Origin of the sequence: Sphingomonas sp. MA1305 (assembly GCF_016107325.1) — a bacterium.
GTDB lineage: Bacteria > Pseudomonadota > Alphaproteobacteria > Sphingomonadales > Sphingomonadaceae > Sphingomonas.
In genome coordinates, this window is the sequence record NZ_RCVT01000003.1 from 256498 (window position 1) to 278172 (window position 21675).

The following is a 21675-nucleotide window of genomic DNA, read 5'->3' on the forward strand; positions in this document are numbered from 1 at the left end:
GAAACGCAGCGCCCCCCGCCACGTTCTGGCTTGATGTGGATCAGGTTCGCCTGTCGCATGCCGGGTCGTCCGCATCGTCCGGCTGCGCGCCTGTTCCGCGCCATGAGCGATGCCGGAGCGTGCCTCGATGAATGATTACAAGAATGTCCTCGCCGGTAAGTGCCCGTTCGGCGGCGACCGCATCGGCGGGGCGCAGACCAGCAAGCCGACGTTGCAGGACTGGTACCCGAACCGGCTGCGGGTCGAGCAGCTCCACCGCAACGGTCCGCGCGCCAATCCGCTGGGTGAGGACTTTGACTATAAGGCAGCGTTCGAGGCGATCGACCTCCAAGCGCTGAAGGCGGAGATCAAGGCGTTCCTGACCAGCTCGGTGGCCTGGTGGCCGTCCGACTATGGCAATTACGGGCCGCAGATGATCCGCATGGCGTGGCATTCCGCCGGCACCTATCGCATCGCCGACGGCCGCGGCGGCGCCGGCGAGGCGATGCAGCGCTTTGCCCCGATCGACAGCTGGTGGGACAATGGCAACACCGACAAGTCGCGCCGGCTGATCTGGCCGATCAAGCAGAAATATGGCGCTGCCCTGTCCTGGGCAGACCTGATGGTGCTGACCGGCAATTGTGCGCTGGAGATCATGGGCTTCCCGACCTACGGCTTCGCCGGCGGCCGCCACGACGCCTGGGAAGCGGACGACGCGACCTATTGGGGGCCCGAACATGTCGACATGACGACGGTGAAGTCGTTCGATGAGATGGTGAACCGCGACAAGCGCTGGCGCGGGCGGAACGGCGACGCCGACTATGACTTGGAACAGCCACTCGCCGCGACGCACCAGGCACTGATCTACGTCAATCCGGAAGGACCCTATGCCAGCGGCGACCCGATGGCATCGGCGCGCGACATCCGCGTCGCCTTCACCCGCATGGCGATGAACGACGAGGAAACGGTCGCGCTGATCGCCGGCGGCCATGCGTTCGGCAAGAGCCACGGGATGGTCAAGGCCGACCGCATCGGCGCGCCGCCGGAGATGGCGCCGATCGAGCAGATGGGCCTCGGCTGGCACAATCCGGAGGGCACCGGCGCCGGCGAATTCACCATGACCAACGGCATCGAGGGCAGTTGGACGCCGGATCCGACGACCTGGGACAACAGCTATCTGGAAAACCTGTTCAGGTTCGAATGGGAGCAGACGCGCAGCCCTGCCGGCGCGCTGCAGTGGACGCCGGTCGACAAGGACGCGCCGCACACGCCCGACGCGCATATCGCGGGCAAGACGCATCCGCTGATGATGATGACCAGCGACATCGCATTGAAGGTCGACCCGGTCTATCGCCCGATCTGTGAGCGGTTCCTGCATGATTTCGACTATTTTACCGAGCAATTCTCCAAGGCCTGGTACAAGCTGACGCACCGCGACATGGGTCCGAAGGAGCGCTACCTGGGCGAGGAACGGACGATCGAGGACGACCTGCTGTGGCAGGACCCGATCCCGCCGGTGAACCATCCGCTGATCGGCGATGCCGACATCGCGGCGCTGAAGCAGGCGATTTGGGCGGCCGGCCATTCGGTGTCGGACCTGGCCTATACCGCCTTCTCCGCCGCCTCGACCTTCCGCCACAGCGACAAGCGCGGCGGCGCCAACGGTGCACGCATCGCGCTGGCGCCACAGAAGGATTGGGCGATCAACGCGCGCACCCGGCCGGTGGTCGACAGCCTGAAGGCGATTGCCGCGGACTTCGCCGATCGCGCCGGCGGCGGCAAGGCGGTGTCGCTCGCCGATCTGATCGTGCTGGCCGGCTGCGCCGCGGTGGAGAAGGCGGCATCGGATGCCGGGAACAGCGTCACGGTGCCGTTCGTGCCGGGCCGCATGGACACGACCGATGCGCTGACCGACGCCGACAGCTTCGAGTGGCTGCGGCCGGTGGTCGACGGCTTCCGCAACTATGTCGATCCCGCCTTCGACGAGGTCAACGTCGCCCATCTGTCGCCCGAGCAAATGTTCCTCGACCGCGCCGATTTGCTGTCGCTGTCGGCACCCGAATGGGTCGTGCTGACCGGCGGTCTTCGGGCGTTAGGCCTGAACTGGGACGGCTCGCGCCGCGGGCAGTTCACCGACCGGGTCGGCACATTGACCAACGATTTCTTCACCGTGCTGACCAGCATGGATTACGATTGGAAGAAGGCGGACGAGGGCGGCATGACCTTCCATCTGATCGCCCGCGACGGTGGCGAAACCCGGTTCGAGGCAAGCCGCTGCGACCTTATCTTCGGCGCCAACTCGCAATTGCGTGCGGTCGCGGAAGTTTATGCCGCGGCGGACGGTCAGGCCCGCTTCGTTCGCGACTTCGTCAAAGTGTGGGACAAGGTGATGATGCTCGATCGCTACGACGTGCATCAGTGATCGCCGCAGGCCGATCGGGGTCAGTACGGTTCAGTACAGGGCCCGAAGCGGTTTTATTAATCGCTTCGGGACCATCGGTGTGACGGCATCCCAGGCGGAGCTGGCCGGTCGTCGACGGCGCCGGCCGCTGCCGGCGATCGGGTTGTCGTGTACGAGGTGGCAAAGTGTCTCGCGAGTTCTATGACATTGCGTTCGACGAGCCGGCGGCCCTGCTGACCATCACGGCACGCGGCTTCTGGACGATCCCGGTGGTCAGCAAGTTCACTGCCGAGGTGTTGGCGCGCGGGACCGCGCTGCGGCTGCGCCATGGCGCATTCTGCACCCTCGCCGACCTGCGCCAGTCTACGGTGCACACCGGCCCGGTCGTCGACCTGCTGACCCTGTTCATGCCCAAGGCGATGAAGGTCACGTCCGCCCCGGTCGCAGCGGTGGCATCGTCCAGCCTCGCGAAGCTGCAGACCGAACGGTATCTCATCGGCGACAATTGCCGCACCTTCCTGTCGATCGATGAGGCTAGGGCGTGGATGCAGCAACGCTGGGCCGACCGATGACGGCCATGATCGGACACTATGGCACCGCGGCGATGGACGCGGCGGCACAGCTTGCGGCGGTCATGGCGCATATCCGCCAGGGTGTCGTCGTCTATGACGGCGACGAGACCATCCTGCTGATCAATCCGCACGTCAGTGGCATATTCGGCTTCGCCGACGACGCGATCGCGGCTGGATCGACGCTGCCCGAATATATCGCCTGCGTCGGTCGCGCGGTCGGTTGGCCTCCGGAACGGATCATGCGCGTGCTCGCCAACCATCGCGCCTGGGCGGCCGAGGGGGCGGCGCAGCGGCTGGACCATCATTTCGACGACGGCAAGGTGTTCGAGATCACCTTCGATCCGCTAGCGTCGGGCGGTGCGGTGCTCACCTTCCTCGACGTCACGGACCAACGGACGATGCAGCGGATCGGCGAGCGGCGTGACACGCTGATCCGGCAGTCGGGCGCGATGCTCGCCTCCGTGGGTAAGATCGCGACCGAGACGCGCATCCTCGCCTTCAATGCAAGCATCGAGGCCGCCAGATTGGGAGAGGCGGGCAGGGGCTTTGCGGTGATCGCCGAGGAGGTGCGCAACCTGTCCCGCCAAACATCGGCAGTGCTGGTCGAGCTGGCCAGGGCGAATGAGGACTCGCTCAGCCTGATATGACGCCGGGTGGCGGTTGCGCGACATTATCGCACGATTGGTTGACTTGGCCGACGCCGTGCCGGACAAGGCGAGATACCCCGCGATCGCAACGCGCACGGCGCTGATCCGATCTGCCACGGCGATCGGTCCCGGTCTTCCGGAACTTCCATCAATGATCGACGTTATCGGCCTAACGGCCGGCGCTTCGGGGCATGCCTTTCTCTAGCGCCTGGATCCCATTTGGCCGACGCAACACCCGAAACCCCCCGAGGGGGGCCGCCGCCTCATCTGTCCGGGGCGGCGAATCACGACATGTCGGACGACAGCAACAGCATCTTCTTCGCGGCGGTGAAGACGACGCGCATGCCGATGATCGTCACCGATCCCAACTTGCCCGACAATCCGATCGTCTTCGCCAATCCCGCTTTCATGAACATGACCGGCTATGGCTGGGACGAACTGATCGGCCGCAACTGCCGGCTGTTGCAGGGTCGGGATACCGATCCGGACACGATCAGCGAATTGCGCCGCTCGATCGCGCAGCGCCGCGAAACCGCGGTGGAGATCCTCAATTACAAGAAGAACGGCGCCGCCTTCTGGAACGCGCTGTTCATGTCGCCGGTCTTCGACAGCAACGGCAAGCTGATCTATTATTTCGGCTCGCAGCTGGACGTGACACGGCGGCGTGACGCGGAAGAGGGGCTGCGCCAGGCGCAGAAGATGGAGGCGGTCGGCCAGCTGACCGGCGGCATCGCGCACGACTTCAACAACCTGCTCACCGTCATCCAGGGGTTCGCCGACGTCGTCCTCAACAACATGGAACGTAGCGGCAGCGAGTTTGACCGGCAGAAGGGCGCCAAGTCGATGCGCGCCATCCTGCAGGCGTCGGAACGCGGCGCGACGCTGACCCAGCAGCTGCTCGCCTTTTCGCGCAAGCAGAAGCTGCAGGGCCGGATCGTCAACCTCGTCGACATGGTCGACGATCTGCGCCCGCTGATCGAGCGCACGGCGGGTGGCCGCGTCGCGGTGCGCATCGTCCATCAGGAAACGACCTGCAATGCGCGGATAGATCCAACCCAGGCCGAACTGGCCATCATCAACATCCTGATCAACGCGCGCGACGCGATGCCCGACGGTGGCAAGGTGACGATCGAGGTGAGCAATCGCTCGGTCGAGGGCGGCGACAAGGGGTTCGGCGAGCTGGAACCCGGCAGCTACGTCATGGTGACCATCTCCGACGAGGGCACCGGCATGTCGCCGGAAGTGCTGGCGCGGGTGACCGAGCCCTTCTTCACGACGAAGGACCAGGGCAAGGGCACGGGCCTCGGCCTGTCGATGGTCTATGGCTTCATGAAGCAATCCGGCGGCGCCCTGCGCATCTATTCGGAAGAGGGGCATGGCACCACGGTGCGGATGCTCTTTCCCTGCGACAATGCCGCGGTCGAGCCGCAGGGATCGCAGCCGTCGCGTCCGCTGGCCGCCGACAAGCGCGGCAACGAGACGGTGCTGGTGGTCGAGGATCAGGTCGACGTCGGCGATTATGCCGAAACCGTGCTGACCGAATTCGGCTACACCGTGTTGCGGGCCGAAAATGCCAGCGAGGCGCTGGAGCTGCTTGACGGCGCGGGCAAGATCGACCTGCTGTTCAGCGACCTGATCATGCCGGGCGGCATGAACGGCGTGATGCTGGCACGCGAGGTGAAGCGCCGGCGGCCGAACATGAATGTGCTGCTCACCACCGGTTACGCCGAATCCTCGATCGAGCGGGTCGACGCGCGCGGGGCGGAATTCGAACTGATCCAGAAGCCGTACAAGCGCACCGAGCTGGCGACCAAGGTCCGGCTGGTGATCGACGGCCCGACCGGCGTCGGCACGCACGGCGCCTAACGACGAGGGGACCATGGAAAGCTATTATCGCGATCAGGCGGCGAGCTGCGCCGCACAGGCGGACGCCGCGACGCTGCCCAATGTCGAGGCGCGGTTGCGCCGGTCGGAGGCGGTGTGGACGGCGATGGCCGACCGGGCCGCGCGGCACGCCGAGATCAAGACGACCGGGCGGCCGTGATCCACCGGTTTGAATTTGTGATCCAGATCAATTAGCGTGTTCCTGCTTTGGACCCTGCTGCTGTAGATTTCCCTCCCGTCCGTTCGTTCGTGCCGTCGCCGGAGGTTCAGGCGGCGATCGACGGCTATGCGCGCGGCCTGGACGCATGCGATCCGATGCAGGTCGGGTTCAACATGACGCCGGTGGCGATGGTGGTCAGCGATCCGACGCTGCCGGACTGCCCGCTGATCTACGTCAACGCCGCGTTCGAACGGCTGACCGGCTTCCCGGCGAGCGAGATCCTAGGGCGCAACTGCCGTTTCATGCAGGGGCCGCTGACCGATCCCGACGATGTTGCCCGGCTGCGTGCGGCGATCGCGCAACGCGAGCCGATCCAGCTCGACCTGCTCAACCACCGCCGCGACGGCACGCCGTTCTGGAACCGGCTGATGGTGGCGCCGGTGTTCTGCGATGACGGCGCGCTACGCTATTTCGTCGCCTCGCAGATCGACGTGACGGTCGAACGGCATCGCGTCACTCAGCTCGAGCGCGACCGCGAGGCGCTGGCGGCGGAGATCGCCCAGCGCGACGCCGATCTCGCCACCAACAATGCGCGGCTGCAACTGGCGCTGCGGGCCGGCTCGCTCGGCATGTGGTCGGTGGACCTGCCCGATCTCACGCTCCACGCCTCGGCCGGCTGCAAGCGTATCTTCGGCCGCCCGCCGGGCGAGGATTTCACCTATGACGCCTTGCTCGACGCCATCCATCCCGACGATCTGCCGCGGATGCAGGCGGCGTTGCGCCGGTCGCTCGACACGGGCGAATTCTATCAGCTCGAATATCGCATCCTCACCCCCGACGGGGAGCAGCGCTGGGTCGCGATTCAGGGCGAGATGCAATATCGCGCCGACGGGTCGCCGCTGTCGATGACCGGCTTCTCCACCGACATCTCGCAGCGCAAGTTCGCCGAGGAGCATCGGGCCGTGCTTGCCCGCGAACTGACCCACCGCGTCAAGAATTCGCTCGCGACGGTCAATGCCGTGGTCAGCCAGACGTTGCGCGACGCGACCTCGCTGGCGGATGCGGCGGCCAGCGTGTCGGGGCGGATCGCCAGCCTCGGCGCGGCGCAGGAACTGCTGATCCAGGACGAGGTCGAGGGGGCGGCGATCGACGACATCGTGCGGCGCGCGCTGCTGCCGTTCATGGCCCGCGACGGCAGTCGCTTTGCGATCGCGGGGCCATCGGTGCGGCTGTCGCCCGAGATCACGCTGGCGCTGAGCATGGCGCTGCACGAGCTCGCCACCAATGCGGTCAAATATGGCGCGCTCTCGGTGCCGGACGGCAAGGTGAGCATCGCCTGGGCGATCGAGACGGCCGACGGCGAACGGCGCCTGTGCTTCCGCTGGCAGGAGCAGGGTGGTCCGCCGGTGACGCCGCCGACGCGCACCGGTTTCGGCACGCGGATGATCGAACGGATGCTACACCGGCATGTCCGCGGCGGCGCCGTGATCCGCTACCCCGCGACCGGCGTGTTGTTCGAGATCGAGACCACGATCTAGCGCAGGGCCGCACGCATTGCGGCGATCGGGACCTTCGCGGCTCGCCGGCGTTGTGAGGGTATGGCGCGGGCGCTGAAGGTCTTTCGTACGCCGATCGGCTTCCACGACGCCTATGTCGCGGCGACCAGCCGCAAGGCCGCGCTGGCGGCCTGGGGGGCCGACGTCGACCTGTTCGCACGTGGCGCGGCGGAACAGGTCACCGATCCCGACCTGATCCGCGAGCCGCTCGCTCAGCCGGGGGTGGTGATCCGCAAGCTGCGCGGTTCGGTCGACGACCATCTCGCCGCCCTGCCGGACACGCCGCGCCGCCCAGCCGCCGCCAAGAAGGTCGGCGAGGAGGGGGCGCCAGCGAAAGCGAAGGCCCAGCCGAAACCGAAGCACAAGCCGAAACCCAAGCCGCGTCCGAGTCGCGCCGACCTCGACGCGGCGGAGCAGGCGATCGCCGACGCCGACGCGCGCTTCGAGGCGGCGCGGCGGGACATCGCCGCGCGCGAGGCGGCGCTGGTCCGGGAGCGGCGCGCGCTCGACGCCGACCGCGAGCGGGAACGAGCGGCGCTGGAGTCAGGGCGTCACGACCAGGAGGTCGCCTATCGCGAGGCGCTGGCGCGATGGCGGGCGGATCAGGATTGATCGCACTGGCCACGGAGCCAGCGTCCGATCGACCGGTCACGGAACCCGATTGCCGGTCGCGGGTCGAGCAGGGATGAACGCCAGCACCGCAACCCTCACCATCAGCCGGGTCATGCGGCCGGGCCACGAAGCGCAATACGACCCCTGGATCGAGCGGCTGATCCGCGATGCGACCGCTGCCCATGGCTTCCGGTCCGCCATCCGCCTCGATCAGGCCGGCGGCCTGCATCACAGCGTGCTGCAATTCGACGATCGGCAGGCGCTCGACGATTGGCGCGGCAGCGACGCCTTTGGCAGGCTTGCCGCCGAAGCCGACTCCTTCTCCGTCGGCCTCGCGCAGAGCAAGACGGGCGCGGAGGTCGGCTTCAGCCTGCCGAGCGAAGCGGCGGCGAAGAAGTGGAAGACGGCGATCGTCACCTGGGTCGGGGTGGTGCCGACGCTGCTCGCGGTCAGCGGGCTGGTCGGCTGGGCGCTACCGTCGTTGCCCCGCGTGGTGCAGCAGATCGTGTCGTCGATCCTGCTGACCAGCGCGCTGACCTGGCTGATCCTGCCGCGTGTGCGGTCGTGGTCGCGCTTCTGGATGCTGCAGGATTCGGACGGTCGTCTGCGCAAGGCGGACGGCTGACCCGCTATTCGGAGGTCTTGCCCAGCGCGAGCAGGATCTGCCGCTCTTCGAGGTCCAACTCTTCGGTCAGCGTCATCAGCGTCTCGCCGTCGATCGCGTCGCGGCGGCTGCGCAGATCCTCGCGCGCCGCCTGGATACGCGCGAGCTTGTCCTGCAGCGTCGTGGCGAGCGGGATCGCGGACGGGCGGGTGCCCCGCTGCCTGGCGCGATCCTCCTGATGCTGCATCGCCTGCACCGGATGGCGTGCGGCGTCGGGCTGGCTCGGCCCCACGCCGGCGATCGCCGCCGCGACGATCTCGCGGGCGGTCTGGGTTGCGGGCGTGACCTCGTGGATCTGCGGATCGTCGATGTTGACCCAGCGGATCAGCAGCTTCAGCGTCGTGCCCTGCACCACCAGCGTGGTGAAGATCGTGTAGAAGGCGAGGAAGATGATCAGGTCGCGGCCCGGAAAGGACAGCGGCAGCGCCAGCGCCGCCGCCAGGCTGACGACGCCGCGCATCCCCGACCAGGAGATGATCGTCGGATAGCTGGGCGGCGGGGTGAACGATCCGCCGCGGATCACCGCCATGATTGCCGAGGCGGGGTAGAAGGTGGCGAACACCCAGAGGAAGCGCGACACGATCAGCACCAGCGAGACGATCGCGCCGAGCATCAGCAGCTCGCCCGGCTGATAATGCGCGATCCGCGACAGGATGCCGCGCAGTTGCAAACCGACCAGCAGGAAGACGAGGCTGGACAGGGTGAATTCGACCAATTCCCAGGCGCTGTTGGTTTCCAGACGGGTCTGCGCGGAAAGCTTGAGCTGGGCCCGCCCGATCAGGCCGCCGCAGACCACCGCCGCCAGCACGCCCGACCCGTCGATCTGCTCCGCCGCGAGATAGCTCAGGAAGGCGGCGAGGAAGGAAGTGACGATTTCGAGGAACCGGTCGTTCAGATGGCGCATCAGCCAGTTGGTCACGATCCCGAACGCCGCACCGATCGCCACGCCGGAAAGCGCCGGGACGACGATCGCGCCGAACAGGCCCTTGGCGGGAACGGTGCCGGCGATCGTCGCGGCGACGCCGACCCGATACAGGACCAGCGCCGAAGCGTCGTTGATCAGGCTCTCGCCCTCCAGCACCGCGAGGATCCGTTTGGGCAGGCGGAAGCGCTTGAGCACCGAAGCGGCGGCGACCGCATCGGGCGGGGCGACGATCGCACCCAGAGTGATGGCCGCCGCCCAGCTCAATTCGGGCAGCAGCTGCCGCGCCGCCACCGCCACGACCCCGGCGGTGAACAGCACCGCGCCGAAGGCGAGCAGACCGATGAACAGGATGTTCTCGCGAAAGGCGTTCCAGTCGGTGCGCAAGGCGCTCGCCTGCAGCAGCGGCGGCAGGAACAGCGCCAGCGCGAAGGTCGGCTCCAATTCGACGGTCGGCAGGCCGGGCAGGAAGGCGAGGACCATGCCGCCCAGCACGAGCAGCACCGCCGAGGGCAGTTGCAGGCGATTGGCGAGCAGGGTCAGGGCAAGCGATGCCGCCACCAGCAGCAGGACCAGTTCAAGCGTCTGCAATCGCCACCACGTCCTCTCCCGCTTCGGCATGAAAGACGCGGCAGAAACGATTTCGTTCATTTTACTGGTTTTACGAACGCTTCCTCGAGCCGCGTCGATAAAGGACAGTGATACTGCGACACAATCATGCCGCTCGTCGATGTCGATCGGCGTCAGCGTAAGACACACTCTGTTAGGTCAATGTGATTGCTATATACATGTCGGATTTGTCTCTTCGCGCGTGACGACAAGGCTGATCATTGCTGATATACCAGACGCCGTAGTGCATCGATACTAGGATACAATGATCGTCGTTACGGTTGATCCTCGACATTCAGGGGAAAGACCATGATGAGGGCTAGATATCTCGTTGCGCCGCTGCTGGCGGCCTGTGCCGTGTCGGGCTGCGTCAATCCGTCTGCACGGATCGCGTCGTCGCTGGAGGGCTATGGCTTCCAGCCCGCGCAATCGCAGTGCGTCGGCGACCGGCTGGAGGCGAATCTGTCGATCGGTCAGCTGCAGCAACTCGGACGCGCCGCCCGCGCCGCCCGCGAGGGCGACACCACGCCGGGCCGTCTGACCGCGAGCGATTTCGTCCGTGTCGCAGGACAGGTCAAGGATCCGAAGGTGGCGGTCGAGGTCGCCCGCGCCGCCGCCGGCTGCGGCATCCTTACCGAGATTCCCGCCGCGCTCTGACTCTCGGGCTCTCCCGATCCTGCGTAAAGGACCCGTATCTTCATGAATGACGTGACTTATGCCGGCGACACCGTGGTGTCGAACGGCCGCGAATTCGGCACGCAATTGCTCGTCTTCGCCGAACAATGGCTGCCGCGCATCCTCGCCGCGCTGATCATCCTGGTGATCGGCTGGGTCGTTGCGCGCGGCGCGAAATGGGCGGTTGCCAAGCTGGTCAACCGCACGCCGCTCGCCCGCCACGCCAACGAACCGGGCCTCGACGTGCGGCATCCGTCCAGCATCGGCGCCCAGGTCGGCGACGCCGCTTATTGGGTCGTGCTGCTGATCGCGCTGTTTCTCGCCACGCAGCCGCTCGGCCTGACCGGCGCGACCGGACCGCTCGCCGACATGTTGCGCGGCTTCGGCCAGGCCGTTCCGCACATCATCGGCGCCAGCCTGATCTTCTTCCTCGGCTATGTGCTTGCCAAGGTGGCGCGCAAGGCGGTCGAGGCGGTGGTGTCGGTCAGCCATGTCGAACGCTTCTCGGCGCGCCTGGGCGATTCCGCGCCCGCCGATCCGACGATGCTGTCGCGCACGCTCGGCGCGATCGTCTTTGCGCTGATCATCATCCCGGTGGCGATCGCGGCGCTCGACACGCTCAACATCGGGGCGATCTCGCAGCCGGCGACCGCGATGCTGCGCATCATCCTCGACGCCATTCCGCACGTCATCGCCGCGGCGCTGATCCTCGCGGTCGCCTATGCGATCGGCCGCTTCGCGTCGCGGCTGCTGGTCCAATTCCTCGGCACCACCGGCTTCGACCGCGCCGTCATGTCGACGGGCATCTGGAATCAGTCGGGCGAGGCGGCGCGCTACCGTCCGTCGGCGCTGGTCGGCAACGGCGTGCTGGTCGCGGTGCTGATCTTCGGCCTGATGGAGGCTTTCCGCCAGCTGCAGTTCACCTATGGCTCGCGGATCATGGCCGAGGTGCTGACGCTGTTCGGCCAGGTCGTGTTCGGCTCGGTGATCATCTTTGCCGCGGTGGTCATCGCCCGGCTGATCGGCCGCGCGATCGAGCGCAGCGCCGACGACGGCACGCGCATCGCCGCCCCGGTGGTACGCGTCGCGATCATCATCCTCGGCACCGCGATCGGCCTGCGCTTCATGGGTCTCGCCAACGACATCATCAACATGGCATTCGGACTGCTACTCGGCGCGCTGGCGGTGGCGTTCGCGCTCGCCTTCGGCCTGGGTGGCCGCGAACCGGCGAAGCGGGCGGTGGCCCGGCTGCTCGCCGGTCGCCACGACGACGCCGCGCCGCGCAACCAAACGGCCGATACGCGCTTTACGGCAGAGTCCGACACTTCCCTGTCCACCCCCCATCGTGATGGAGACGCACAATGAACCTCGACAGCATCGCCGGCCAGGCCGCCGACCTTGGCGGCAAGATCAAGGAAGGCCTGGGATCGGCCACCGGTGACACCACGCTGAAGGCGGAAGGCAAGGCCGACCAGGCGACCGGCACCGCCCGCCAGGCCTATGGCGACGCCAAGGACATGGTCGAGGGGACGATCCGCCCCGTCGTCGACTATGCCCGCCAGTTCATCCACGAACGGCCGTTCACCGCCGCGGCGCTCGGCGGGGTCCTGGGCATCGCGGTGCTCAACACGCTGCGCGGCAAGTAATGGGTCGGGGCAGGGACGCGGACGTTCCTGCCCCGCTCGCCATCGACCGGCTGCCGACCAAAGGCGCCCGATCGGCGCGGAAGCCGCCGCCCCATCTCGACTATCTTTAACCTATGTGTATGGTTTGGGTGGGCCGGGGGGCCAGAAGCCGGAATAACAGGGATTGCCGAACTTTACGGAAGAGGCGCGGATCGTCCGCGAACTGACACGGGCGGGCGGTGGGCCTGATCCCTTCTCGTCGGCCGTGCGCGCGACTCGGATGCCGATGCTGATCACCGATGCGCGGCTCGACGACAATCCCATCGTCTTCGCCAATGCCGCCTTCGCCCGGCTGACCGGCTATGACCGCGAGGCGATCCTCGGCCGCAATTGCCGCTTCCTGCAGGGGCCGGACACCGATCGTGCCGAGGTCGCCCGGCTCGCCGCCGCCATCGCCGATCGGGAGACGATCGAACTCGACCTGCTCAACTATCGCGCCGACGGCACCACCTTCTGGAACCGGTTGCTCGTCTCGCCGGTGTTCGACGAGGACGGCACGCTCACCTATTTCTTCGCATCGCAGCTCGACGTGACGCTGGAGCGCGAACGGCTCGCGCTGCTCGAGCGCGATCGCAGCGAGCTAGAAGGGGAGGTGGCGCGGCGGACGCTCGAACTGGTCGCGACCGAGCAGCGGCTGCGCTTCGCGCTGGAGGCCGGCCGGCTCGGCGTGTGGAGCATCGACCTCAGCGACAACAGCCTTTCCGCCTCCGACCAATGCAAGGCGATCTGCGGCCGCCAGCCGGACGAGCCGCTGACGCTCGCCGATCTGCGCGCCTCGATCCACACCGACGATCTGGTCGGCCATGTCGAGGCGATCGACGCGGCGATCGCCAATCGCACCTTGCTCGACACGGAATATCGCGTGACGACCCCGGCGGGGGAGGAACGCTGGGTGCAGATCCGCGGCGAGGCGACCTATGCCGTCGACGGCACGCCGCTGGTGCTGGCGGGCACGACGCAGGACATCACCGCGCGGCGGCTGGTGCAGGAGCAGCGCGTGCTGCAGGCGCGCGAGCTCGGCCATCGCGTCAAGAACACGCTGGCGGTGATGCAGGGCATGGTGTCGCAGACGCTGCGCCGGGCCGGATCGATCGAGGCGGCGGAGGATGCGATCCGCGCGCGAATCCAGGCGATGGCGGCGGCGCACGACCTGCTGGTCCGCGGCGATTTCGGCAGCATCTCGATGCGCGAACTGATCGAGCGGACGCTGGCGCCGTTCGGGGTGGAGGATGCGGCGCGCTTCACGCTGACCGGGCCCGATCTCGAACTGCCGCAGCGGCTGGTCACTGCATATGCGCTCGGCCTGCACGAACTCGCCACCAATTCGGTGAAATATGGCGCGCTGTCGGTCGCGGACGGCGGCATCGACGTCAGCTGGTCGATCGCCACCGACGACGACGGCGACCATCTCCACCTGACGTGGAGCGAACATGGCGGCCCGGCGGTCGCCGCGCCGGCCGGCGACGGTTTCGGGACACGGCTATTGCGCATGCTGCTCGCCAAGGAGACGGGCGGCCGTGCCGAGGTCGAGTATCGCGCTAGCGGTGTGCTGTTCACCGCCGTGTCGCCGCTCGCCGCCTCGACCCGTCGCTGACACCGCCCGCCGGCGGTTATTCGCTCGGCCGGCCGACCAACCGGTCGACTGCCTCGGCCAGACGCTGGTCGAGCACCGGCAGCAGGGCGGTCCAGCCGTCGACGCCGTCGAGTTCGCCCGGCCCGTCCGACACGCCGCGCAGCGCGGCGAGCGGCACGCCGAACCGCTGGCAGGCCCGCAGCACCGCGAAGGTCTCCATGTCGACCAAATCGGCGTCGATCGCGTCGTAGGCGGTGCCGACGACGATGTCGCTGCCGGTCGACAGCGTCGCCAGGCTCATGCCGGCGATCGGCGTCGCCAGCGGCATCACCGCCTGATGGTCGGCAAAGGGTGTGATGCCGCGCGGAAAGCCGATCGGCGAGGCGTCGATGTCGCGCCACGCAACGCTGGCGATCTGATGCACCGAGGCGAGCGGCAACCGCCGGGATCCCGCCGATCCGAGCGAGACGACGAGGTCGGGCCGATCACCGGACGCCGCGAGCGTCTGCAGGCAGAGCGTTGTCCCGATCGCCGCCTCGATCGGGCCGACGCCGGTGATCAGCGGATCGATCCGCGCACGCAGGTGAGTGCCATATTCGTGATCGGTGGCCATCACGAACAGGATGCGGCGATCGCCCGCGGTCGTCAGTTGCATGGGTGTCGGTTCCCGGTTGGACGCGTGCTGCCTAGCACTCAACGCGCGGCCACGCTCCTATCGCCGTTCTACCCTCTCGTCAGCCGGCGTGTCGCGGCGCACCCTCCGCCTCGGCCGGTGCGGTCCAATAGGCGACCATGCCGCGCAATTTGTGGCGCAGGCGGAAAAGGTGGAAGTGGCGGATGCCGCGGTGGGTGGTGATCGGCCGTGTCACGTCCTGCGCGACGCTGGCGACGTCGCGGAGCAGGAAGACGCGCACCCGCCGGTCGCCGCGCCAGTGTTTGGCGTAGAGGGCGCCGTCGCCGAAACTATAGCCGGCGAGCAGCCGCGTCTCGTCTGGGATCGCACGACGGCCGTGATGATGGTCGACGGTGAAGCGCGGGTCGTACAGGATCGCGAAACCGGCATGCTGCACCCGCAGCAGGAAGTCGGTGTCCTCCGCGGCGACGAAGCGCGCGCCCGCGCCGAACCGCTCGTCGAAGCGCCCAACCCGCGCGATCACCTCGGCCGACAGGGCGAGATTGGCGCCCATCACGAAGCCGCCGGGAAAGGCGTCGGGCGCCGCGACCATCGGATGATCCTCGGTCTTCAGCGTCACCGGCAGGTCGGCGGCGTTCCCCGGCAGGATGCGCCCGCCGATCACCGCCGGCCGGTCGACCTCGGCGAACACATCGACCAGCCCAAGGAAATAATCCGGATGGAGCACGCAATCGTCGTCGGTCATCGCAACGATCCGGCCGCGCACCCCTGCCAGGCCGGCATTGCGGGCGCGCGCGAGGCCGGGCCGTTCCTCCCGCAGCAGCCGTACTGGAAAGCGCTGGTCCGCGGCCCAGCGGCGCAGCCGTTCCGCGGTGTCGTCGCGCGAGCCGTTGTCGACGATCACCGCCTCGATCACGATCGCCGGCGCCTGCGCGGCGGCGCATGTGATCGACGCCAGCAGCGTCGACAGCGCCGCCCCGCGATCGCGCGTGCAGACCAGCAGGCTGACGTCCGGCGTCATGGTCACGCCCCGACCTGTACCGCCATCACCTCCGCCCAGTCGCCGGCCTGGCGCGCCAGCGGCGAGGCGGCGGTCCAGGCGTCGCGATAGGCGCCGACCTTGCCGTAATGATTGTCGAGCACGACGTGCGGGATGCCGAGCAGCAGCGCCAGGATATGGCCGTGCAGCCGGTCGGTGACGATCGTCTCGCCCTGCGCAAGCAGATCGAGCCCGCGGCGGACCCGCGCCGCTGCCTGCGCTTCGTGACTGCCCGTCGTCGGCGGTTCGTCGAGCCAGTCGACGATCGTCGCCTCGGGCGGGGGAGGGCCGCTGCGTTCGCTGCGCTCGCTGTCGGTGCGCAGCAGCGCGAGCAGCGGTACGGTCGCCACACCGCGCGGCTGCGCGCCGAGTGCGAAGGCGGAATCGGGCGCGAGCTGCGCGCGATCACCGATCATCGCGCGGGCGATGGCGAGGCTCGCGGCGTCGCGGACGTAGAGCGTCAGATCGGGGTGGGCGAGGGCGGTTTGGCGGAAGCGGTCGGCGGCGGCAGGATCGGCGAAATGGATCGACTGCGGCAACTGGACCACCCGCCGGTCGGCAAGGGTCGCGAGCACCGCCTCGCGCAGCCGCTGGTGATGCGGCCAGATATCACCGAGATTGCCGCCGCCGTGCAGGAACACGACGCCGTCGGGGCAGGCACGGCGCAGCGCGGCGGGATCGAAGTCGTGCCAGCAGCACACGTAATCCGGCTCGCGTCCGGTGATGGCGCGCAGCATCGTCACTTCGCCGAGCCAGATCGCGCTGTCGCCGACATTGGCGTGATCGGGGAAGTCGAGCAGCGCATAGGCGTCGCCCGGGCCGACATGCGTGCGGTACATCCGGTCGAGGGCGGCCCGCTGCGTCGCGATCACGTCGCTCACGCGGCGAGGGCCGCGTCGCCATGGATGACGGCGTGGTACAGGGCCTCGCAGCGGTCGAGCATATGGTCGTGCGTGAACATCCGCAGCACGCGCTCGCGCGGCACCGACGCCGGGATCGCCAGCGCGGCCTGGATCGCCCGCGCCAGGCCGTCGACGTCGCCGGGCGCGGCGAAGGCGCCGGCGTCGCCGATCACCTCGCGCGCGGCACCGGCGTCAAAGGCGGCGACGGGCAGGCCGCAGGCCATCGCCTCCGCCGCGACCAGACCGAAGGGCTCGTCCCAGCAGGGCGTGAACACGAACACCGAGGCACGGCCGAGCTCCGCGGCGAGCGCCTGCGCGTCGAGGTGACCGCCATAGACGATGTCGGGGCCGATCAGCGGCGCCAGCTCCGCCTGCCAATACTCCGGGTCCTCGATCGCGCCGAACAGGGTCAGCCGCACGCCCGCTTGTCGCGCCGCACGGGCGGCGAGATGCGGACCCTTGTTGGGGGTGATGCGACCGCACCAGATCGCCTCGCCATTGCCTTGCGGCACATAGGGCCAACGCGCGACGTCGATGCCATTGTGCAGCACCGAGGCCTCGGGCGGCGCCCCCTCCGGCCACCAGGCGGCGAGCTGCCGCGCCGAGGTGACGGTCAGCCGGTGGCGCGGTGCGGGGCTCGACGACACGAACCAGTGGAGCGCGTCATAGGGCGGCACGTGCAGCGAGGTTACCGTCGGCACCATCGCGGTCCGCCGCTGCTCGAGCGGGAAGCGATGCAGGCTGTTGTTGTGGACGACGTCGAAGCCGCCCGCCGCGATCCGGTCGCAGGCGGCGGCATAGCCGGCGTCGAGATGCGCGATCAGCGGCTGCGATCCGCGATGCTCCGCCCAGGGGAAGGTCAGCTCATAATGCTGCGCGACGACGGGATCGATGGTGAAGCGCGGGTCGCTGTCGCCGGAGGCGAACAGGACGACGTCATGGCCGCGTGCCTGCAGCCCCGCCGCCAGTTGCCAGGCATGCGCCTCCATGCCGCCGGCGAACGGCTCGGCGATGCGCTGGCGGACATGGGCAAGGATCGCGATCCTCATGCTGCGACGATGGCCCGCGACGCCGCCTCCGCCTCCAGCAGCTGCAGCACGCGCGCGGTATTGGCATAGGGCTGGTGGCTCTGCTGGCCGGTCAGCGACAGGTCGCCGTCGTCCGGGCGGCGGACGATGCGGATCGGCCGGCCGGGCGTGTCGTCGATCAGTCCCATCAGACGAAAGGCGTGCAGCCAATGGCCCATCGTCCGATAGCCCCATTTCGCCTCGAACAGCTGGGCGTTGCGCACGACGCTGTCGAGGTGGTGGACCGGCGGCATGTGATGCGGGTGATATTGATGATAGGCGAGGCCGCCCTTGATCCACGCGATCGGCACGCCGGCGGCGTCCAGCGTCTTGCCGAAATCGGTGTCCTCGCCGCCATAGCCGGCATAACGTTCGTCGAAGCCGCCGGTGCTGAGGAAGGTGTCGCGCCGCATCGCGAAATTGAGCGACCAGAAGCAGCGATAGTCGGTGCAAATCTCCCAGCCCTCCGGCGGCGGGCCGCGGCGATCGGAATGCTTCTCCGCCACCGCGGCGAACGCATCGTAGCGCCAATCGCCCGCGGTCGCGCCGCCGGGCAGATACATCACCTCGCCCATCAGCAAGCCGTCGCATTCCGCCATCCTCGCGACGTAATCGGCGACCAGCTCGGGCGCCGGGATGCAATCCATGTCGAGGAAGACGAGGATGTCGCCGCCCGACGCGCCCGCGGCGACGTTGCGCGCCATCGCCAGCGGCAGCGTCTCCGCCGTGACCTGCATCTGCCGGATCGGGAATGGCGCTTCCGGCAGGACGTAGAGTTCGTCCTGCATCACCGCGACGACCAGCTCGATCGGCAGATGCGTCTGCCGCGACAGGCCGATAACGACATTGGCGAGGTGATCGGGGCGGCCCTTCGCCAGCGTGACGACGGAAACGGATGTCATTGGGGGTGGCGCTCCATGGGCGTGAGGGGGAGGGGAAAGGGCAGCGGCGTCCACAGCCGGTCGGCAAGCGCTTCCAGCCAGAGGGCGATGCGATCGGCGGGGGCGTCGTCGATCATCGCGCGCTGGCGCAGCGGCCGGTGCGCGGCGAGCGTCTCGGCGAGCGCCGCGTCCCAGGCATGCGCCGACGAGGGCAGGTGCGGGCGGACGGTGGCAACGCCGGCCGCGGCGAGTGCCTCCGCCTTGCGATGCTGTTCGTCGAAATAGCGCCATTCGGGGATCGCCAGCCACGGCCGCCCGGCGGCGAGAATCTGCTGGCAAGTGGTGTTGCCGGTCGAGGCGATGATCAGGTCGGCAGCGGCGATATGGTCGGCGGCATCCTCCACCCAGCCGCGATGTTCGATATTGGTCGGCTCGGTGGCATGCCAGTCGCGCTGCACCTTGCCGATCGTCACCCAGCGGGCTGCCGGCCGGGCACGGGCACCGACGCCCAGCGGCGCCTGCGAAAAGCCCTCGCCGCCGCCGCCGGAAACGACCAGGATCATCTCCTCGTCGGCGCCGACGCCGATCCGCTGACGTGCCACCTCCCGCTCGGGAATTCGCACGTCGACGCCCAGCCCGCCCGCGAAGCAGGTCTTGGCGCGCAGACCCGCATCCCATTCGGGCTGGGCCAGCTCGGCATGGAAGGGCGCGAGCAGGCCGGCGGCGCCGTCATAGGCAGCGCGATGGCCGGGATCGTCGCGGTCGCCGTGCTGCAACACCTTGACGTGCGGCACCGAACAGATGCGCGCCAATTGCGCCACCTCCGCCGAGACGTCGCAGATCATCAGCGCCGGATCGGCGCGGTCGAACCAGGCGGCGAGCGTTGCCATCGCGTGGCGGATGCCGGGCCAGCCGAGCGGCGCGCAATGCAGCGTGACGGGCGTCGGCACCCAGTCCATCGTTCCCGGCTCGTCGCCGCTCGGCTCGAACAACGACGGCAGCCGGACGATGTCGACCTGCGCGGGCAATGGCGGAAAAATATCGTCGCGCGCGCAGAACACCGTCATCGGCCGGGTCGGCGGCAGCGCCTGCGCGATCGCGGCACAACGCTCGGCATGGCCACGGCCTTGATGGTGGACGAAATAGCCGAACGGACGTGTCACGCCGCCACCGCCACCGCCACCGCCACCGCCACCAGCGGCGGCGCAGCGATATCGGCATCGGCCAGGCCCAGTGCGGCAAGACCCTGCAGCACCCCGGCGGCGTGGCGTGCAGCGACGCGATGCAATCCGGCGCGGACGGGCAGATCGGCAAGGTCGGCGCTCGCGTTGCCGACGACGATGGCATGGCCACAGGCGGTCAGCATGTCGGCGTCGTTGCCGCTGTCACCCGCGGCGATGCAGTCGGCGAGCGTCCACCCGAAGCGCGCGGCATAAGCGGCGATCGCCTGGGCCTTGCCACCGGTGGGTGCGAGCACGTCGATCAGCCGGTCGTGCGAGAAGATGACGCGGGCGGCGAGGCCGGCCTCGGCCAAGGTCGCACGAATACGGGCGGCGTCCGCGGCATCGCCGTAAAAGCTGATCTTGTGCCGCCCCTCCGTCGCCGGCGGCTGCGGCGTGATGCCGAGCGGGGCGAGCGCGGCGGCGACGCCCGCGCGGTCCCACTGGGTGTCGAGGCTGGCGGCATAGTCCGCGCATTCGCGCCACCCGCCATGGCCGTCGGCGAGGATCAACCGCGTGCCGACGTCGACGATGAAGGCATCCGGCTGCGGCAGACGCCAGCGACGCAGGATCATCCGTGCGGCATCGAAGCTGCGCCCGGTAGCGACGACGAACGGCAACGCGCTGCCCGCGCGCCACGCTGCAAAGGCCTCTGCCGCCGCCGCATCGCCGGTCAGCGTATTGTCGATGTCGCTGGCGAGCAGACGCGGTGCCGCCAGATCCGCGTAGATGCCGCGCGTCGCCGCCGCATAGCGGTGCCAGCAATAATGGTCGGCGCCCGCTGCGCCGGCTGCGGCAAGGGCGGCGTGGCGGGCGGGATTGGTGACGATCGCGGCGATGGCGGCGGCGATGGCCGCTGGGTCGGTGGGGTCGACGAGCAGGCCGTGGCCGATCGTCGCGACGATCTCGACCGGACCGCCATTGTGGGTGGCGACCACCGGCACGCCGGCCGCCGCTGCCTCGACCAGGGTCAGCCCGAACGGTTCGTGCAGCGCGGCATTGACGAACACGCCGCCCGCCGCGGCGCGCCGGTAGAGGGCGGCGACATCGTCGACGTCGTGCTGCCGCGGCAGCGCGACGCGTCCCGCCAGCCGCGGATCGGCGGCAAGATCGCGCAATTCCGCCAGGACTGCGCGTTCGTCGTCGCAGCCATGGTCGTGCTGGCCGGCGACGATCACCAGATTGGCGGTGTCGCGCAGCACGGCGTCGTCGCGATAGGCGCGTACCAGCATCGCGAGATTCTTCTTGGCGACCGGACGGGCGATGGCGAGGATGATCGGCCGTTCGGGCTGGTCGAGCCAGTCGCCCAGCCGGTCGGCGATCGTCGGCGCCGCCGGTATCAGGTCGCGGCGCGGCACGCCCGGTGCGACGGGGTGGACGCGCTCGCCCACCTCTACCCGATAGCCGCCGACCTGCCGCTCCGCCTCGTCGCGGGTCGACACGATGATCGCCGCGGCACCGGCGATGGCGCGCCGTTCGGCGGCGATACGCGCGTCCAGATCGGCGCCGTCGATGTTTTGTGCGCGCTTGTCGATGCCCAATGCGTGCGGGGTGTAGACGAAGGGGATGCCGAACCGGCGTTGCACGACAGTCGCGACGGCGGCCGCATCGGCGAAATGGGCGTGGATCACGTCCGGCCGGCGCGGCGCCATGGCGAGATAGTCGCAGAAGGCCTCGGCAAATGCGGGCAGCTCCGCGCCCAATGCTTCCTTTTCCAAATAGCGTCGATCGGCGGTCGCGATGCGATGGATCGCCACCTTGGCCGCGACCGTCTCGCGCGCCACCGCATAGTCTGCGCCCAGCCGCGCGTCGTCGAAGGCGCGGGTTGCGATGATCACCTGCTCGACGTCGTCGCGCAGCGCCTGGTGGCACGCCGCGTCTAGGACGTAGGCGATATGACCGCCGGTATCAGCGGTGATGCCGAAATGGGTAGGGGGCGATTTCAGACAGCCGCCGAGCGCCAGATGAAGAATGATCACGAGCGCCCCTTTTT

The 21675-nt window shown here is 68.5% G+C and carries 20 protein-coding genes; 12 read left to right on the plus strand and 8 right to left on the minus strand.

The window, feature by feature from the left end; all coding sequences use genetic code 11:
* Positions 1-127: 127 nt before the first annotated feature.
* The 8 genes from katG to D9601_RS14185 all read left to right on the plus strand — a co-directional run bounded on the left by katG (position 128) and on the right by D9601_RS14185 (position 8436).
* Positions 128-2401: a catalase/peroxidase HPI gene (katG, locus tag D9601_RS14150; protein ID WP_232474221.1), complete on the plus strand. Its 2274-nt coding sequence runs from the start codon at positions 128-130 to the stop codon at positions 2399-2401.
* Positions 2402-2565: 164 nt separating this feature from the next.
* Entirely contained in the window at positions 2566-2952 is a 387-nt protein-coding gene (locus D9601_RS14155; protein WP_198354687.1) for a hypothetical protein, read from the plus strand.
* A gap of 5 nt (positions 2953-2957) precedes the next feature.
* On the plus strand, positions 2958-3599 hold the full coding sequence (locus tag D9601_RS20070) for a methyl-accepting chemotaxis protein (RefSeq protein ID WP_269769685.1): 642 nt from the start codon (positions 2958-2960) through the stop codon (positions 3597-3599).
* A gap of 219 nt (positions 3600-3818) precedes the next feature.
* Positions 3819-5465, plus strand: coding sequence for a histidine kinase famiy protein (locus D9601_RS14165; protein ID WP_198354689.1), 1647 nt, complete (start codon positions 3819-3821; stop codon positions 5463-5465).
* 13 nt (positions 5466-5478) lie between these two features.
* On the plus strand, positions 5479-5643 hold the full coding sequence (locus D9601_RS14170) for a hypothetical protein (RefSeq protein WP_198354690.1): 165 nt from the start codon (positions 5479-5481) through the stop codon (positions 5641-5643).
* 89 nt (positions 5644-5732) lie between these two features.
* Positions 5733-7181 (plus strand): PAS domain-containing protein, encoded by a 1449-nt coding sequence (locus D9601_RS14175; protein WP_332838007.1) that lies wholly within the window; start codon positions 5733-5735, stop codon positions 7179-7181.
* Between the two features lie 60 nt (positions 7182-7241).
* Entirely contained in the window at positions 7242-7811 is a 570-nt protein-coding gene (locus D9601_RS14180) for a hypothetical protein (protein ID WP_198354691.1), read from the plus strand.
* A gap of 112 nt (positions 7812-7923) precedes the next feature.
* Positions 7924-8436: a hypothetical protein gene (locus D9601_RS14185; RefSeq protein ID WP_198354692.1), complete on the plus strand. Its 513-nt coding sequence runs from the start codon at positions 7924-7926 to the stop codon at positions 8434-8436.
* A 4-nt stretch (positions 8437-8440) separates the two neighbouring features.
* Here D9601_RS14185 and D9601_RS14190 read toward each other — a convergent pair whose 3' ends face one another.
* On the minus strand, positions 8441-9988 hold the full coding sequence (locus tag D9601_RS14190) for a cation:proton antiporter (protein ID WP_198354693.1): 1548 nt from the start codon (positions 9986-9988) through the stop codon (positions 8441-8443).
* Positions 9989-10315: 327 nt separating this feature from the next.
* Between D9601_RS14190 and D9601_RS14195 the strand changes: the two genes are divergently transcribed.
* The 4 genes from D9601_RS14195 (at position 10316) to D9601_RS14210 (ending at position 13960) form a co-directional block, all read left to right on the plus strand.
* Positions 10316-10663 (plus strand): hypothetical protein, encoded by a 348-nt coding sequence (locus tag D9601_RS14195; protein WP_198354694.1) that lies wholly within the window; start codon positions 10316-10318, stop codon positions 10661-10663.
* Between the two features lie 42 nt (positions 10664-10705).
* Entirely contained in the window at positions 10706-12046 is a 1341-nt protein-coding gene (locus D9601_RS14200) for a mechanosensitive ion channel (RefSeq protein ID WP_198354695.1), read from the plus strand.
* Entirely contained in the window at positions 12043-12327 is a 285-nt protein-coding gene (locus D9601_RS14205; protein ID WP_198354696.1) for a CsbD family protein, read from the plus strand. Before D9601_RS14200 ends, D9601_RS14205 begins: the two co-directional genes overlap by 4 nt.
* Before the next feature lie 163 nt (positions 12328-12490).
* The gene (locus tag D9601_RS14210) at positions 12491-13960 is read left to right on the plus strand and encodes an HWE histidine kinase domain-containing protein (protein WP_232474224.1); all 1470 of its coding nucleotides are present in this window, start codon (positions 12491-12493) and stop codon (positions 13958-13960) included.
* A gap of 16 nt (positions 13961-13976) precedes the next feature.
* Here D9601_RS14210 and D9601_RS14215 read toward each other — a convergent pair whose 3' ends face one another.
* From D9601_RS14215 to D9601_RS14245, 7 genes are all read right to left on the minus strand, one after another.
* Complete coding sequence (locus tag D9601_RS14215) at positions 13977-14594, minus strand: 5'-methylthioadenosine/S-adenosylhomocysteine nucleosidase (RefSeq protein ID WP_198354697.1); 618 nt, start codon at positions 14592-14594, stop codon at positions 13977-13979.
* A gap of 79 nt (positions 14595-14673) precedes the next feature.
* Complete coding sequence (locus D9601_RS14220) at positions 14674-15594, minus strand: glycosyltransferase family 2 protein (protein WP_198354910.1); 921 nt, start codon at positions 15592-15594, stop codon at positions 14674-14676.
* A gap of 2 nt (positions 15595-15596) precedes the next feature.
* Positions 15597-16493 carry a polysaccharide pyruvyl transferase family protein gene (locus D9601_RS14225; RefSeq protein ID WP_332838008.1) on the minus strand — a complete coding sequence of 299 codons (897 nt, stop codon included), beginning with the start codon at positions 16491-16493 and terminating at the stop codon, positions 15597-15599.
* On the minus strand, positions 16490-17563 hold the full coding sequence (locus D9601_RS14230) for a glycosyltransferase (protein ID WP_198354698.1): 1074 nt from the start codon (positions 17561-17563) through the stop codon (positions 16490-16492). The genes D9601_RS14225 and D9601_RS14230 overlap by 4 nt, the downstream gene beginning before the upstream one ends.
* Positions 17560-18483 (minus strand): glycosyltransferase family 2 protein, encoded by a 924-nt coding sequence (locus D9601_RS14235; RefSeq protein WP_198354699.1) that lies wholly within the window; start codon positions 18481-18483, stop codon positions 17560-17562. The genes D9601_RS14230 and D9601_RS14235 overlap by 4 nt, the downstream gene beginning before the upstream one ends.
* Positions 18480-19625 carry a glycosyltransferase gene (locus D9601_RS20145; RefSeq protein WP_198354700.1) on the minus strand — a complete coding sequence of 382 codons (1146 nt, stop codon included), beginning with the start codon at positions 19623-19625 and terminating at the stop codon, positions 18480-18482. Before D9601_RS20145 ends, D9601_RS14235 begins: the two co-directional genes overlap by 4 nt.
* Positions 19622-21661, minus strand: a complete 2040-nt coding sequence (locus D9601_RS14245) for an HAD family hydrolase (RefSeq protein ID WP_198354701.1) — start codon at positions 21659-21661, stop codon at positions 19622-19624. Before D9601_RS14245 ends, D9601_RS20145 begins: the two co-directional genes overlap by 4 nt.
* Positions 21662-21675 lie beyond the last annotated feature (14 nt).

What these genes read in the sequence shown, in the direction of transcription:
- D9601_RS14200 (WP_198354695.1), top strand. Translation starts at nt 10,706, where the DNA reads ATGAATGACGTGACTTATGCCGGCGACACCGTGGTGTCGAACGGCCGC.
- D9601_RS14205 (WP_198354696.1), top strand. Translation starts at nt 12,043, where the DNA reads ATGAACCTCGACAGCATCGCCGGCCAGGCCGCCGACCTTGGCGGCAAG.
- D9601_RS14230 (WP_198354698.1), bottom strand. Translation starts at nt 17,563, where the DNA reads ATGAGGATCGCGATCCTTGCCCATGTCCGCCAGCGCATCGCCGAGCCG.
- D9601_RS20070 (WP_269769685.1), top strand. Translation starts at nt 2,958, where the DNA reads ATGATCGGACACTATGGCACCGCGGCGATGGACGCGGCGGCACAGCTT.
- D9601_RS14180 (WP_198354691.1), top strand. Translation starts at nt 7,242, where the DNA reads ATGGCGCGGGCGCTGAAGGTCTTTCGTACGCCGATCGGCTTCCACGAC.
- D9601_RS14220 (WP_198354910.1), bottom strand. Translation starts at nt 15,594, where the DNA reads ATGACGCCGGACGTCAGCCTGCTGGTCTGCACGCGCGATCGCGGGGCG.
- D9601_RS14195 (WP_198354694.1), top strand. Translation starts at nt 10,316, where the DNA reads ATGATGAGGGCTAGATATCTCGTTGCGCCGCTGCTGGCGGCCTGTGCC.
- D9601_RS14215 (WP_198354697.1), bottom strand. Translation starts at nt 14,594, where the DNA reads ATGCAACTGACGACCGCGGGCGATCGCCGCATCCTGTTCGTGATGGCC.
- katG (WP_232474221.1), top strand. Translation starts at nt 128, where the DNA reads ATGAATGATTACAAGAATGTCCTCGCCGGTAAGTGCCCGTTCGGCGGC.
- D9601_RS14185 (WP_198354692.1), top strand. Translation starts at nt 7,924, where the DNA reads ATGCGGCCGGGCCACGAAGCGCAATACGACCCCTGGATCGAGCGGCTG.
- D9601_RS14170 (WP_198354690.1), top strand. Translation starts at nt 5,479, where the DNA reads ATGGAAAGCTATTATCGCGATCAGGCGGCGAGCTGCGCCGCACAGGCG.
- D9601_RS14235 (WP_198354699.1), bottom strand. Translation starts at nt 18,483, where the DNA reads ATGACATCCGTTTCCGTCGTCACGCTGGCGAAGGGCCGCCCCGATCAC.